The 13,346-nt window shown below is 41.1% G+C and carries 13 protein-coding genes; 4 read left to right on the top strand and 9 right to left on the bottom strand.

All coding sequences use genetic code 11. The features are described from left to right. The first annotated feature begins 59 nt into the window (after positions 1–59). Positions 60–965, top strand: coding sequence for a peptidylprolyl isomerase (locus BM195_RS02965; protein WP_090233392.1), 906 nt, complete (start codon positions 60–62; stop codon positions 963–965). Positions 966–1,038: 73 nt separating this feature from the next. Here BM195_RS02965 and BM195_RS02960 read toward each other — a convergent pair whose 3' ends face one another. The 5 genes from BM195_RS02960 to BM195_RS02940 all read right to left on the bottom strand — a co-directional run bounded on the left by BM195_RS02960 (position 1,039) and on the right by BM195_RS02940 (position 7,207). Further along, a complete protein-coding gene (locus tag BM195_RS02960) occupies positions 1,039–1,236 on the bottom strand; it encodes a sporulation YhaL family protein (RefSeq protein WP_090233389.1) in 198 nt (65 codons plus the stop codon). 80 nt (positions 1,237–1,316) lie between these two features. Then, complete coding sequence (gene yhaM, locus BM195_RS02955; protein ID WP_090233387.1) at positions 1,317–2,264, bottom strand: 3'-5' exoribonuclease YhaM; 948 nt, start codon at positions 2,262–2,264, stop codon at positions 1,317–1,319. Positions 2,265–2,314: 50 nt separating this feature from the next. Next, positions 2,315–2,890, bottom strand: a complete 576-nt coding sequence (locus BM195_RS02950; protein WP_090233384.1) for a GbsR/MarR family transcriptional regulator — start codon at positions 2,888–2,890, stop codon at positions 2,315–2,317. Between the two features lie 104 nt (positions 2,891–2,994). Continuing rightward, positions 2,995–5,979 (bottom strand): ATP-binding protein, encoded by a 2,985-nt coding sequence (locus tag BM195_RS02945; protein WP_170848129.1) that lies wholly within the window; start codon positions 5,977–5,979, stop codon positions 2,995–2,997. A 1-nt stretch (position 5,980) separates the two neighbouring features. Continuing rightward, complete coding sequence (locus BM195_RS02940; RefSeq protein ID WP_090233379.1) at positions 5,981–7,207, bottom strand: metallophosphoesterase family protein; 1,227 nt, start codon at positions 7,205–7,207, stop codon at positions 5,981–5,983. Between the two features lie 142 nt (positions 7,208–7,349). Here BM195_RS02940 and BM195_RS02935 point away from each other — a divergent pair, with 142 nt between their 5' ends. Continuing rightward, the gene (locus tag BM195_RS02935) at positions 7,350–7,535 is read left to right on the top strand and encodes a YhzD family protein (protein WP_090233376.1); all 186 of its coding nucleotides are present in this window, start codon (positions 7,350–7,352) and stop codon (positions 7,533–7,535) included. Between the two features lie 193 nt (positions 7,536–7,728). On the opposite strand, the gene BM195_RS02930 is transcribed toward BM195_RS02935, so the two are convergent. Together BM195_RS02930 and BM195_RS02925 are read right to left on the bottom strand one after the other, a co-directional pair. Beyond that, positions 7,729–8,499 (bottom strand): enoyl-CoA hydratase, encoded by a 771-nt coding sequence (locus tag BM195_RS02930; RefSeq protein ID WP_090233373.1) that lies wholly within the window; start codon positions 8,497–8,499, stop codon positions 7,729–7,731. Between the two features lie 144 nt (positions 8,500–8,643). Next, on the bottom strand, positions 8,644–9,006 hold the full coding sequence (locus BM195_RS02925; protein WP_090233370.1) for a YlbF/YmcA family competence regulator: 363 nt from the start codon (positions 9,004–9,006) through the stop codon (positions 8,644–8,646). A gap of 153 nt (positions 9,007–9,159) precedes the next feature. Here BM195_RS02925 and BM195_RS02920 point away from each other — a divergent pair, with 153 nt between their 5' ends. Then, positions 9,160–10,032 (top strand): PucR family transcriptional regulator, encoded by an 873-nt coding sequence (locus tag BM195_RS02920; RefSeq protein WP_090233367.1) that lies wholly within the window; start codon positions 9,160–9,162, stop codon positions 10,030–10,032. A gap of 110 nt (positions 10,033–10,142) precedes the next feature. Continuing rightward, positions 10,143–11,240 (top strand): ABC transporter ATP-binding protein, encoded by a 1,098-nt coding sequence (locus BM195_RS02915; RefSeq protein ID WP_090233364.1) that lies wholly within the window; start codon positions 10,143–10,145, stop codon positions 11,238–11,240. Positions 11,241–11,547: 307 nt separating this feature from the next. On the opposite strand, the gene BM195_RS02910 is transcribed toward BM195_RS02915, so the two are convergent. Next, the gene (locus tag BM195_RS02910) at positions 11,548–11,757 is read right to left on the bottom strand and encodes an alpha/beta-type small acid-soluble spore protein (RefSeq protein WP_090233360.1); all 210 of its coding nucleotides are present in this window, start codon (positions 11,755–11,757) and stop codon (positions 11,548–11,550) included. 140 nt (positions 11,758–11,897) lie between these two features. After that, complete coding sequence (gene fumC, locus BM195_RS02905; protein ID WP_090233356.1) at positions 11,898–13,283, bottom strand: class II fumarate hydratase; 1,386 nt, start codon at positions 13,281–13,283, stop codon at positions 11,898–11,900. Positions 13,284–13,346 lie beyond the last annotated feature (63 nt).

Here is a 13,346-nt window from a genome sequence, read left to right as displayed (position 1 = left end):
TGTGTTATATTTATTAAATAGCGATTAATTGTAACAAAATGAATTGGGAGTGTGCACAAATGAAAAAATGGGCAATTGCTGTAACATTAACAGCAAGCGTTTTTACACTTGCAGCCTGTAATTCAGATGAGGGCGACTCAGAGGCTGTTGTTGAAACAAATGCAGGCGATGTTACTAAGGAAGAATTTTATCAGGAGATGAAAGACCGTTTCGGCTCGGATGTCCTTCGTGAGCTAGTTACGGTTAAGGTGTTAAGCGAACAATATGATGTAAGTGACGAAGAGGTAGATCAGGAAGTACAAAATACAAAAGATCAATTAGGCGATCAATTTGACATGTTCCTGCAGCAGCAAGGATTCCAGGATGAAGAAGCCTACCGCAGTACGATTCGCCTTAGTCTGCTTCAACTGGAAGCAGCATCCGAGGATATGGAAATTACAGAAGAAGATTTGCAGCAAAGATATGACCGTATGCAAACAGAGATTAAAGCTCAGCATATTTTAGTAGATGATGAAGAAACTGCAAAAGAAGTAAAAAGCAAACTTGATGAAGGTGAGGATTTTGCCAAGCTTGCAGAGGAGTATTCCAATGACCCTGGTTCTGCCGAAAACGGCGGCGAATTAGACTATTTCTCTGTCGGTGATATGGTCCCTGAATTTGAAGATGCGGCATACAGCATGGACGTTGATGAAATAAGTGACCCCGTTGAATCAGAAAACGGTTTTCATATTATTAAAGTAACGGACAAGCGTGAAACAGAAGAAGATATCGGCTCGTTTGAAGACAATAAAGATACAATTCGCCGAAATATTATAAACCAGCGTGTTGATGTACAGGCACTTCAGGAAAAAATAAATGGTCTCATTGAAGATGCTGACATCAACGTTGAGGCAGAAGGTCTGGAAGATATATTCGAACAAGACAATTCCGAACAAGGCCAAGGACAAGGACAAGGCCAAGGTTAAGGATAGGTAAAGTGAGCACCCGGCTGCTAGTATAAAAAACTGCTGATCCCGTAAAAATAGGGACAGCAGTTTTTTATTGGGACGGTTGTTGTTTGCGCTCCCGTTTTTGGGTGCGTTCCTTCTCCATCCGATCAATGTACACTTTACCTTCTTGTTCGATATATTGCTGTTCAAGCCTGCGTTCTGCTCTCATTGCTCTAAAAGCCATATAACCGCTCACAAAAATGAAAAGGATTATCATAAATACCCACCAAGGCACTCCGAGAATCATGCTATGCCCTCCTTGTCCACGGATCTATTTCATTTATATGGACAAACAAGTGAAAACATGACCTTATAAAACCCTTTTTCTTATTTTTCTTCAAACAACGGCTTATAAAATGCCCGGTTATCCAGTGCAAATAACCGTTCAGTAAACTCCCCGGGGCCCACTTTATCCAATGCGCGATTCAAAGTATTCATTCTAGCATCAATCAAATCAATTAAATGCAGTAACTCACCTTCCCTGATTAATGGTGCCTTAGGACTTCCCCATTCTGCTTTACCGTGATGGGAAAGTATCAAATGCTGCAAAATTAGCACTTCTTCCCCGTCAATTTGCAGTTCTTTAGCCGTAATGCCAACCTCTTCAACCATGATTGGGATATGCCCGACCAATTTTCCTTCCAATGTATATGAAGTTGTCACAGCACCTGATAGCTCTTTTACCTTCCCAAGGTCATGCAAAATCACACCTGCATACAATAAATCCTTATTCGTCTGCGGATACAATGTATGCAGTTCCTTCGCCAGCGCAAGCATACTAACAACATGGTGCGCCAGACCTGACACATATTCATGGTGATTTTTCGCCGCTGCAGGATATGTCAGCAAGGCTTCCTGATACTTTTTGATTAATGCACGTACAATTCGTTGCAATGACGGATTTTTCATCTCGAAAATAGCTTCAGTTAATTTTTCCATCAGTGTTTCCTTATTAACAGGAGCCTTCTCAATAAAGTCGGATACTTGTACACCATCTGTTGCCTGTGACGGCCTGATGGAAAAAATTTTGAGCTGCGGTTTACCTCTGAATTGATTGACTTCCCCGGATAATTTTACTATCTGTTCCGGTACAAATACTTCTTCATCTTCTTTTGTAATATCCCAAAGTTTTGCTTCAATTTCGCCTGTGGCATCACGCAGTATTAATGTCAAAAACGGCTTTCCGTTGCTAGCAACTCCTCGTGATGCTGTTTTGATCAAAATAAAACTATCAAATGAATCGCCTATGCTATAGTGTCCTATCCCCTTTTTCAACTCGATTCCTCCCCTTCATGTCGCGAAAAGATTGATGGGACATCATCCATTCAATCGCTTTCTTTATCAGTTCCTGCAGTGTTTTTCGGTATGTATTCAAATATTTTGCCTGATTCCACGACCTGAATAAATTTCATCAGCCACTTGTAGTAATCCTGCGCATACCTGAGTCGTTCGATGTCCCGTTCAATTTTACCTTTCAATGTTAGGTCACTGGTTGCTTGTGCTAATTTTTTCAGCTCTGCAATCGTCTCATCTGCTTCTTCAATATTTGTTTCGGTGTGGTGGCGCCAGCGATTTGCAAATAATGACGTAAATGATTTATACCAGTCTTCTTCTGATTGATACAAATCTTTTCGGATACCTTTTTTAAACGTTGATTCCACCATTTTCATATCTGATAATGAGCGGACACCTGTCGACATACTTGTCTTGCTCATCTCCAGGGCATCACGCATATCATCCAGTGTCATCGGTTCATCTGAAAAATAAAGGACACCATATAATCGTCCTACTGATGAAGTAATTCCATACAAATTCATATTTTTAGCGATTACCTGAATAAATTTTTCGATGGTTTCTTCATATTTTTCTTCTTCTATTGACGTATGTTTTTCTTTTGGCAATGGAATCCCTCCATATGCTTTTATAAGAGACTATCGATGATCAAGTTATCTGAAAATAGTTTATCATTAATGACTAATGAATGCGAACAGAATTTTGAACTGATCTACCCCTGTTTTGCCTTAAAGTTTGAAGTGGAGATATTGCTTCCGGTTACATGCGGAATGGAAATGACATTACCGGCACTTTCCCTGACATCCTCCTTGCATGTAAACAGAATAATTTGCTGATTAGCAGACAGTTTAGATAATAATTTGATCATTCGTTTTGTGCGGGTTGGATCGAAATGAACAAATGCATCATCGATAATGAACGGTAACCGATGTTTTTCACTCATCGCTTCACTAATACCCATTCTAAGTGAAACGTATAATTGGTCAACCGTTCCTTGAGAAAGTTCATCAACGCTGTAACGGATGCCATCATATGCCTCAGCCCTGAACGGCTTATCGCTTGAAGGCGGATAAATAAATGGATAAACACCACCTGTCAGTACTTGAAAATAACGTGATGTTTTTTCGATCACTTTTCCTAAATATTTGTCCCGATAATTACGTTTTGTCTCTGCCAGCATTTCTTTTGCCGTTTTATAAACAGCCCATTCCCCAGCTAATTCATTCAATTTCTCACGCTCGACTGTGAACCTGTGCAATGCTTCCGAGTAAGATTCCGATGACTCCATCATTCCTAATTCCGCACTCACATCGGCCTTTTGCTGCCGCTTCGTGTCAATATCCTGCCCCAGTTCTTTAATCTTTGCAGCAGCTTGTTCATATTCATGCTTTAATTGGCTTTCTTCAATATTCTCACCGGACAGCAGTGCATCATATTCTTCATTCCGTAACATTTGTGACAGTTGTTCGCTCAGTTCGGACATTTTGTTCATATGCTTCTGTTTATCTGAAAGCTGCTTGCCCTTTTGTAAAAAATCCTCTTCTGTCTCTGTTTCAGCGATCGCTAATAAATGCGCAAGCTCCTGTTCATAAACTAGCATTTTTTGTTTCATATTGTGCTGTTGGTGTTCATTATCTTCACACCAATTCTCATACTGCTGAATCAAAGCAGTTCTATCGCGCCGATTTTCAAGCAGCTTCTCTATTGCTAAAAGTTTATCTTCCATTGACCTGTTCGACGATTCCCAGTTCATCTCATGAAAAAACTTATTTGCCATTTCTGCATATTGATCCGTGTTTTCAAGTAAGGATTCACATTGGTTTTTCATTTCAGCCTTGTCGCGATAAAGCTTTACCATTTGTTTTAATGAATGGAAAAGCTCCGACCAATACATGATATCAATTTGCATTAAAAAAGGATACCGTTTATGCTGACATCTGATTTGCTCATTTAAACGATTTTCCCTTACTTGGAGACCATGTTGCTTTTCCTCGCATTTGATGAATTCTGTATCATTCAATCGTATCTGTTCATTGATTGACGACAGCTCACGCTTCTTATTATGATTTGCCTCAATGGTCCGTTCTGCTTCCAGTTTGTCATTTATACTCACCTGATTGGGCGCAGTTTCATTGGTTTGCAGCATTTTTTCAATATCCTGTAAATTACGTTTACTTGATAACCACTGACCAGCTCCAATCACTAAACTTACTACAGCCAAAGCTAAAAGAAAATTTTGATTCAGCACAACAGAAAATAATCCTAAAAGAGTTGCTGCAGCAAAACTACCGCCCAGCCATAATATGTTACTTTTTTCCTTCTTTTGTTTCATCCGTTGCCATTTTACTGTCTGTTCAACGGCTTCCTGTTCCATATATTTCTGCTGTTCATAATGGCTTATGCTTTCCTCAAGCATGTTCTCCTGTGATTCATTCAATAAGGAACTACTGAGCTTGGATTGCTCAGCTTTTAAATAATCTCTGTTTTTTGTTAATTGCTGGAGCTCTTCCTGCAATTGATTCCGTGTTAATGTTAATTGTTCCATATCGATTTTGAGTTGATTCCATGTTTTTTCAACATGAAATGGCAGATGAAGTGTTTCCAAATCCTCGCTGCTGATTCCGCTATTTAATTGCTCCAATTCTGTATTGATTTGAAGTTCCAGTTTTCGAATGGAGTCACGGAGTCTGTCTATTTCTTTTTGTGCTTCCATATACGCCTGTTTTTGTTCCATAATGGCTTCTGCCCGCTCATAAACCGCAGCATCATACAACTCACTTCGTATCGCATCACGTTTCTCTGCATATGTATTTCCATTATGCTGCAATACAGCCAGTTCACTTTTTAACGGAAGCAGCTGTTCATTCAATTTTTCCAGCCGATCGATGCCGTTTTCCGGAAAAGGAATATGTTCCGGATAGTTGTCCAGCTGCTCCAGCTCATGCTGATATGCTTTGAAGACCGGCAATGCCTGCTGCTTCTTTTCAATACGAAAAGCGATGCCGTTCATATGCTCCAACTCGGCTTGCAATTGCCTGTTGTCATCTGTCAAAGCAAACATGGCTGCTTTTTTGTCCTTGTATGCGGCCTCTTGTTTACGATAATGCTGCAATGAAGTGAATAAATCATCCAGTGACGCCAGCTGCTGATTCAGTTCCGGCTTTTTCCCAGACGGCTTAAACAATTCCCCGATTTTAGTATCAAGCCATTTCTCAATGTCATACATGTTTTTTGAACCGGTTAAGCCGATGCCGAGCAAAACTTCACCAAGTTCCGCTTCTTTCATCTTCCTGATATCGACCAAATCAAGGGCGGAAAATGAAAAAATGGATTGATATACCGCTTGTGTCATTCCCTTTAAACGTTCCTGCAGCCATGTTTCATGATACGTTTTGCCATCTGGAGTGTAACATGAAGCAGCTCCATTTTCGACTTCATCAATCCGCTCAATCACAAACTCACCTATATCAGGTTCGAACACCGTCAGTCGTCCGCCCATTTTTCCGCTTGTTTTCGGACGATAATAGGCACGTTTTTTTGGGGGCAGGCCAAATAGCATGAAGGTGATAAAATGCTGGATGGATGATTTACCGGCTTCATTATCTCCGTAGATGCAAAGGAAGTTTTCAGCTGAAAAGTCTATGGTATAATCAACCCATTTCCCAAAACCGTAGATGATCGCCTGCCGTATGTGCATGTTATTCACCTCCATTGAATAGTTGATGAACCAGAAGCTGCTTTGCTTTCTGTTTAATGCGCATTTCTCTTTCCCCCGATATGGGGTCGAGAAATTTCCTTGCCTGTTTGTGCTGATATAATTCACTTAAATACGGCTGAATGGATACGTCATCAATATGGCGCAGCAATTCCCCGATAAAGTGCTCTCCCTGGGCCAATTCATCGTAATTATCAGGGGACGTCTGTTCAACTGAATATTGATAAATATATTTCCAGCCTGTACGGGGGATGAATGTTTCATTGACAAGCTGTATCACTTCATCAAGAGATGGTTCCCATTTCTCCAGGCTTTCCTGATCACCTGTCAATGTCAGCCGCAATAATTCGGGGCTCATGCTATTTCCGCCATCCGTTACCGTCTGTGAAATGACCGACTCCAGCTGATGCAATTCTTGGCAATCAGAGATATCTGCTGACCGCTGATTAAATTTAATCGACTGCAGTGGCAGAAAGGTCATCGATGCGGCATCTCCGGATAACACAACATGATAGCAGCCTTTTTCACCGGCTTCTTTCTTGTTTCTCCCTTGTATGTTGCCGGGATACACAACAGGAGGATCGTGCCTGATCATTTCACGCTGGTGGATATGACCAAGTGCCCAATAATCAAAATCCTTTTCGGTTAAATCTGATATGTGAAAAGGTGCATAGACATCATGTTCTGTATTGCTGTGCAAACTCCCATGAAGCATGGCAATGTGATAAGGGATATCTCCTACTATCGTTTCATATTCTGCGGCTTTATTTGCTGTTACAGCGCGATTTTCAAAGCTGAACCCATAAATGGCAGCTTTCATTTCCCCATTTTTTTGATAAATAAAATGGTTAACACTTTCATCCGGAAAAATAAATACGTTATCTGGATATGTAACCGGATGAAGGTTCCCGCGAATAAAATCATGATTCCCATAGGATACATAAACATAAATGTAGTGATGTTTAAGTTTCTCGAACGCATTGCGCAGATGCACCTGTGCTTTCAGGCTTTGTTTTTCATGATCAAATAAATCCCCGACGAGCAAGACAAAATCAACCTGTTTCTCGATCGCTTGTTCCACCAGCAGATCAAGTGCCTCGAATGTACTTTCTTTCACTTTCTGAAAAATTGACTCCGGTATATGTGAAAGACCTTTGAATGGACTGTCCAAATGCAGGTCTGCCGCATGAATAAAAGAGATATCTGACATCCCGTACGGTCACGCTCCTTCCTGTTGTTATTGTAGCAAATCCTCGGGACGAATGCACGTTCGATAATGCAAAAATCCTTCTCTAACTTCGCAATTTATGATATGTTTAACGCAATAGATGTAAAATTAAGGGGGTTCTCATATGAAACATTACTTCTTAACTGTTTTTGATAAATTTGGAGAAAAATTACTTGATGAAACCTTTGAAGCATCCAATAACGATGAAGCAAAAGAAATCGGCAGAAAACGGATCGATGAAGAGGGATACAGTGAGTACACCCACCGCTGTGTTTCCCCGGAAGCAAAGCTGGTATTGTTTCATCGGTAAAAACAAACCCTTCCTTGAATACAGGATCAAGCAAAAAATGATGGCTTCAAAATGAGGTAAACCCCAAAAATTAGAGTTTTTATTAAGCAGTTAATTGGTTGGTGTGAATTCGGTATTGAACCGGACTCCTGCCTGCCAATTTTTGCTACTTTTTTAAATTCACAACATATGACATAAATCATAGAGGAGATAGTTACTCCCCTTTAAACACTGGCTGACGCTTTTCCTGAAATGCCTGCACACCTTCCCAATGATCTTTCGTCTTCAGCAGTTCCCACTGAGTTTGTCTTTCCCGCTGCAAATAATATTTGAGTTTTTCGATTTTGCTATCATGATAAATCATTTTTGTTTTCAGCATGGATGTAATCGGAGAATCCAGTATTTGTCCAGCCATTTGTGACGCCTGTTCTGTTACCTCATTTTCGGCCAATACATCGACAAGACCCATCGTTTTGGCCTCGGTACCCCAAACTTGCTGTCTGTCCCAGATAAATTGCTTTGCCCGCTGTGTACCGATGCGCTCCCGCAGCCAGAAATGTCCACCGCCATCAGGGGCCAGACCGATGCCGATGAACAGCATACCAAGCTTTGCTTCCTGGTGAGCTGCAACATAGTCTGCTGTTAACGCAAGACTAAGCCCCAAACCAGCAGCAGACCCATGAATGGCTGAGATAATGATCTTAGGCATACTGTACAGTGTCAGGACAATCGCTTCAATTTTCTCCATCACTTCCTGATAGTACTTCTCACTGGCCAAATCAGTCATCATACCGATATCACCGCCTGCGGAAAACGCTTTTCCTTTTCCGCTTAAAATAACAACTTTATCGTCATTTTGCTCGACCTGATCCAGGACATTTTCCAATTCTGTCAGCATTTCCTTGTCCATGGCGTTATACCTTTCTGGACGATTCAGATAAACATGAGAGATACCATCCATGCTTTCAAGCAATACAGTTTTCATTTTACCAACCTCTTCCAAAAGTTTTGTATGCTATAAATTCGTTTCCTTTGCAAGAAATCCTCCCTATGTTCGGCCAATGTAATGCTATTCGTTGTTACTCAAAAAAATCCCGCAGTAACGGTACCGCGGAATTGTATTGGAGATTTATTCGTTTGCGTCTTCTTCCGGATTGCCGTACAGCTCTTCCAGCGGTTGGGTAATAATGCGGCTAACGTCATTGATGACAACATTCAGGCGCTGCTCTTCTTCCATTAATTTGGAGATATCTTCATGCTGCTGTACTAATTCAACAACTTTACGGGCTTCTTCAACTTCTTCCTCAGAAATCTCCTGCCCCTGCATTTGTTTTTCCTGCAAGTCCATTTGTGTATTCCGGAAATTATCAAACATTCTTTTCGCAGATTCATCAGCCATTACAGCATCATATGCTTCTTTTAAGCGTTTGAATTCATCACTGTCGCGAATTGCTTTTTCCAAATCATATGCACTATCATAAATATTAGGCACAATATATCCTCCTTCATTTTCATCTAAATTTACTATAACAAACGTTTGAACCACTGTATAGCATTTCGTGAAAGGCCAAGAAATGAAAAATTGATTTTTCAACCCTATATATATTGCTATAATGAAAAAAGAACCCGGGAAAGTGGTGTTTTGATGATCGAACAATTGCGCAAAATTTTTTCGTCACTAATTTTCTATCAGGATATAACAGAGGATAACGAAGATGAGTACCAATGGTTTATGACAGCTGAAAACAGGCTGATTGGCATCCATAAACAAGAACTGACAGATAAAGATCGTCAATTGCTAGACACATTTTTAATACCGCATACGATTTCTGTTCCGAAGATGACACCGGAAGAGAGATCATGGCATGCTCAAATCAACAATGAACACAAACGTCATTCCAGATCAGTTACATACCGTTTCATTTATTTTTCCTTTCAGCGGGAGCAAATGGATCCCACATCATTTAAAGATGCAGTAAATGAATTTTTCGCAGGACAGGTTCCAATATTATGGGAAAATGATCATGAAGGAATCATCATTGAGGAGGATCTGGACGAGCCCATTTCGTATGAAACAATTATTGACGTTTTGATGAGTGATATGTCTGTAAACATCCACTTTTTCGTTGGACCCTTCATGCATTCACTGACAGAGGCCAAAAGAGGTTACCAAACACTCTTAGAAAGTGCCAATATTGTGTGCAAGTATTCCGAAAAGGCTGTCATCACATACATTGAAGCCTTCCCATATATACTGATTGATCAATTAGAAAACCATTTACGTGCTGACCTTATACGTTCCGTGTTAGCTGAATCTGCGAATGATGATGATCTTCTCAAAACAGTCGAAACTTTTATAGCCTGTAATTTAAATGTATCTGTTACCGCCAAAGAATTATATATGCACCGGAACAGTCTGCAATATCGACTGGACAAATTCAGCGAAAAATCTGGCATCGATATTCGACATTTTCATCACGCAGTATCCGTTTACCTGGCATTACTGGCAATGAAATAACAACATGCACAAAAAGGACATGTTTTCTTTGTGCATAATGGCCATTTACGGAACATCCTTTGATTCGTTAAAATGAAAGTATAAAACGCTTACATATTGGGAGGAGAAAAATGGCTGAACTGCGAATGGATAATATCAAAAAGACTTATGACAAAAACGTGCTTGCTGTTGATGATTTTAACCTAAATATCCATGACAAGGAATTTATTGTTTTTGTCGGACCATCCGGCTGCGGCAAATCAACAACTTTACGAATGATTGCAGGGCTGGAAGAAATAACCGGAGGCGAATTGTACATAGATGATAAAAAAATGAATGACATCGCGCCTAAAGACCGTGATATCGCCATGGTTTTCCAAAACTATGCCTTATACCCGCACATGAATGTTTATGATAACATGGCTTTCGGATTAAAGCTCCGTAAGTTCAAAAAAGACGAGATTGAACAACGTGTTAAAAATGCAGCAAATATTTTGGGATTGGAAAGCTATTTGGACCGCAAACCAAAGGCGTTATCCGGTGGTCAGCGGCAGCGTGTTGCATTGGGACGGGCCATTGTTCGTGATGCAAAAGTATTCTTAATGGACGAACCGTTATCAAACCTTGATGCGAAACTCCGTGTACAAATGCGTGCCGAAATTCAAAAACTGCATCAGCGGCTGCAGACAACGACGATTTACGTTACACACGACCAGACAGAGGCGATGACAATGGCGACACGCCTGGTCGTCATGAAAGATGGCATTATTCAGCAGGTGGGTGCTCCGAAAGAAGTCTATGATCTGCCGGAAAATATTTTCGTAGGCGGGTTTATCGGTTCCCCATCGATGAATTTTATCACCGGAACACTGCAAGAGGGCTACTTCGTAAACAGGGAATCGAAAATCGAAGTTCCTGAAGGCAAAATGAAAACACTGCGTGAACAGGAATACGTAGGCAAAGAAATTGTTTTGGGGATTCGCCCGGAGGATATCCATGATGAACCGGCCTTCATCGAAGCAACACCAGAGACAAAAATAACGGCAACTATCGATGTTGCAGAACTGATGGGGGCTGAGTCCTATCTTTATTCAAAGTTTAATGAACAGGACTTCATTGCCCGGGTCGACTCCCGTTCAGAAATTACTGGAAATGAGCAAGTTGAGCTTGCTTTTGATATGAATAAAGCGCTTTTCTTTGATGCACAAACGGAGCAGCGGATACGGTGATAGAAGGGTGGCAGGTATATCCGTGACGAAATACATTTTTCTTCGTGCGATGTAATGCTGCCGCTGCGTTCTTTGCCATGTCGCCGCCTGCATTAGCACGTCCTGTGCGTCCGCAGCCTAGATGCGCGACGTCCTGTCGCACCGCCTGCATTAGCACGTCCTGTGCGTCGTAATACAGTGAGCAAATATATGTATGAAATTCCGTTTAAAGTAAAAAGTACCAATAAATCGCATATATAAATAGGGGAAGCCTTGGAAGACTTCCCCTTTTCCAATGGGGAATTACCCCTTGTGAGGCCATTTTTTATTATTGTTGTTGTCCACTGAATTGAGATTGAGCTGATTGAACCAATCGTTTAGTAATCTCACCACCAACAGAACCGTTTGCACGGGAAGTCGTATCAGCTCCCAGGTTAACACCAAACTCTTGTGCAATTTCAGTTTTCATTTGGTTTAGAGCCTGTTCTGCACCAGGAACAACCAACTGGTTTGAGTTTCTGCTATTGTTGTTTGCCATGTTTATCACCTCCTGTAAGCATTATTGTTAACAGATCTGATAAACTTATCATGGATTATTGTTGGTAATTGTTGCTTAAAGGATTCAAAATGCAAAAACTCACTACCTTGTAAGATAGTGAGCTTTCATCATTTGTCTCTTTATTTTGGATATGTCATTTCTTTTGGATTAACATATTTTTCAAACTCTTCTTCTGTCAATAACTCGAGATCGACTGCAGCTTCTTTAAGTGTAGAATTATCGGAAAACGCTTTTTTGGCAATTTTTGCTGCATTCTCATATCCGATGTGCGGATTCAGAGCTGTTACCAGCATTAACGAATCACGCAAATACTTTTCAATCTGTTCATCATTTGGTTCGATGCCTTTAACACAACGCTCATCAAATGACAGCATGCTGTCCGCCAGCAGCTGGCATGACTGCAGAAAATTATAGGCGATGACCGGTTTGAATACATTCAGCTCAAAGTTGCCCTGGCTTGCTGCAAATCCGATCGCTGCGTCATTGCCCATGACCTGTGTTGCAACCATAGTGACAGCCTCACTTTGTGTCGGGTTGACTTTCCCTGGCATGATTGAGCTTCCCGGTTCGTTTGCCGGAATAGTGATCTCACCGATTCCTGAACGTGGTCCGCTTGCCAGCCAGCGAACATCGTTAGCAATTTTCATCAAGTCTGCTGCCAAACCTTTTAATGCGCCATGAGCATGGACTGTTTCATCATGGCTTGTCAATGCATGAAATTTATTCGGCGCAGACAGAAACTTTCTCCCGGTCTCTTCACTAATCGCCTGGGAGACAGCTTCTGAAAAATCAGGGTGTGCATTGAGACCTGTCCCGACGGCCGTCCCGCCGATAGCCAGCTCTTTTACATAATTTAGACTTTCGTTAATCATGTTTGCTGACTTTTCCAGCATGCGATGCCAGCCACTGATTTCCTGTCCCAACGTTAATGGCGTGGCGTCCTGCAGATGAGTGCGGCCAATTTTGACAATATCCTGAAACGCATCCATCTTTTCCTTCATCGTATTTTTTAACGTTTTTAATGCAGGCAGAACCGCTTCTTCCAGTTTTAAAACAAATGCAATATGCATGGCAGTCGGATACGTATCATTAGAGCTTTGAGATTTATTGACATCATCATTCGGGTGGAGCGTTAAGTCGCTTCCTTGCTGCTTCAGCCATTCCGTTCCGACATATGCGATGACTTCATTCACATTCATATTCGACTGTGTGCCGCTTCCAGTTTGCCAGACAACCAGTGGAAAGTGATCATCAAGCTTATGATCCAAAATCTGATCTGCAGCATAGCCGATGGCTTCAGCTTTTTGTCTATCCAAAAGACCAAGGTCTCTGTTTGCTTTGGCAGCACTTTTTTTCAAAATCGCAAATGCTTGAATCACTTCAGTTGGCATTTTTTCACGGCCGATGGGAAAATTTTGTTTACTTCGCTGTGTCTGTGCTCCCCAATATTTGTCAGCAGGGACTTTTATTTCACCTAAAGTGTCTGTTTCAATCCGGTAGTCCATATGTATTGCCTCCTCGTGAACAAAAAATTGGTATCTTATTTTATTGTAACAAATTAAACGTGA

It is taken from the genome of Lentibacillus halodurans (assembly GCF_900112045.1).
Classification (GTDB): Bacteria; Bacillota; Bacilli; order Bacillales; family Amphibacillaceae; genus Lentibacillus; species Lentibacillus halodurans.
This window is presented reverse-complemented; position numbering and strand designations above follow the sequence as displayed.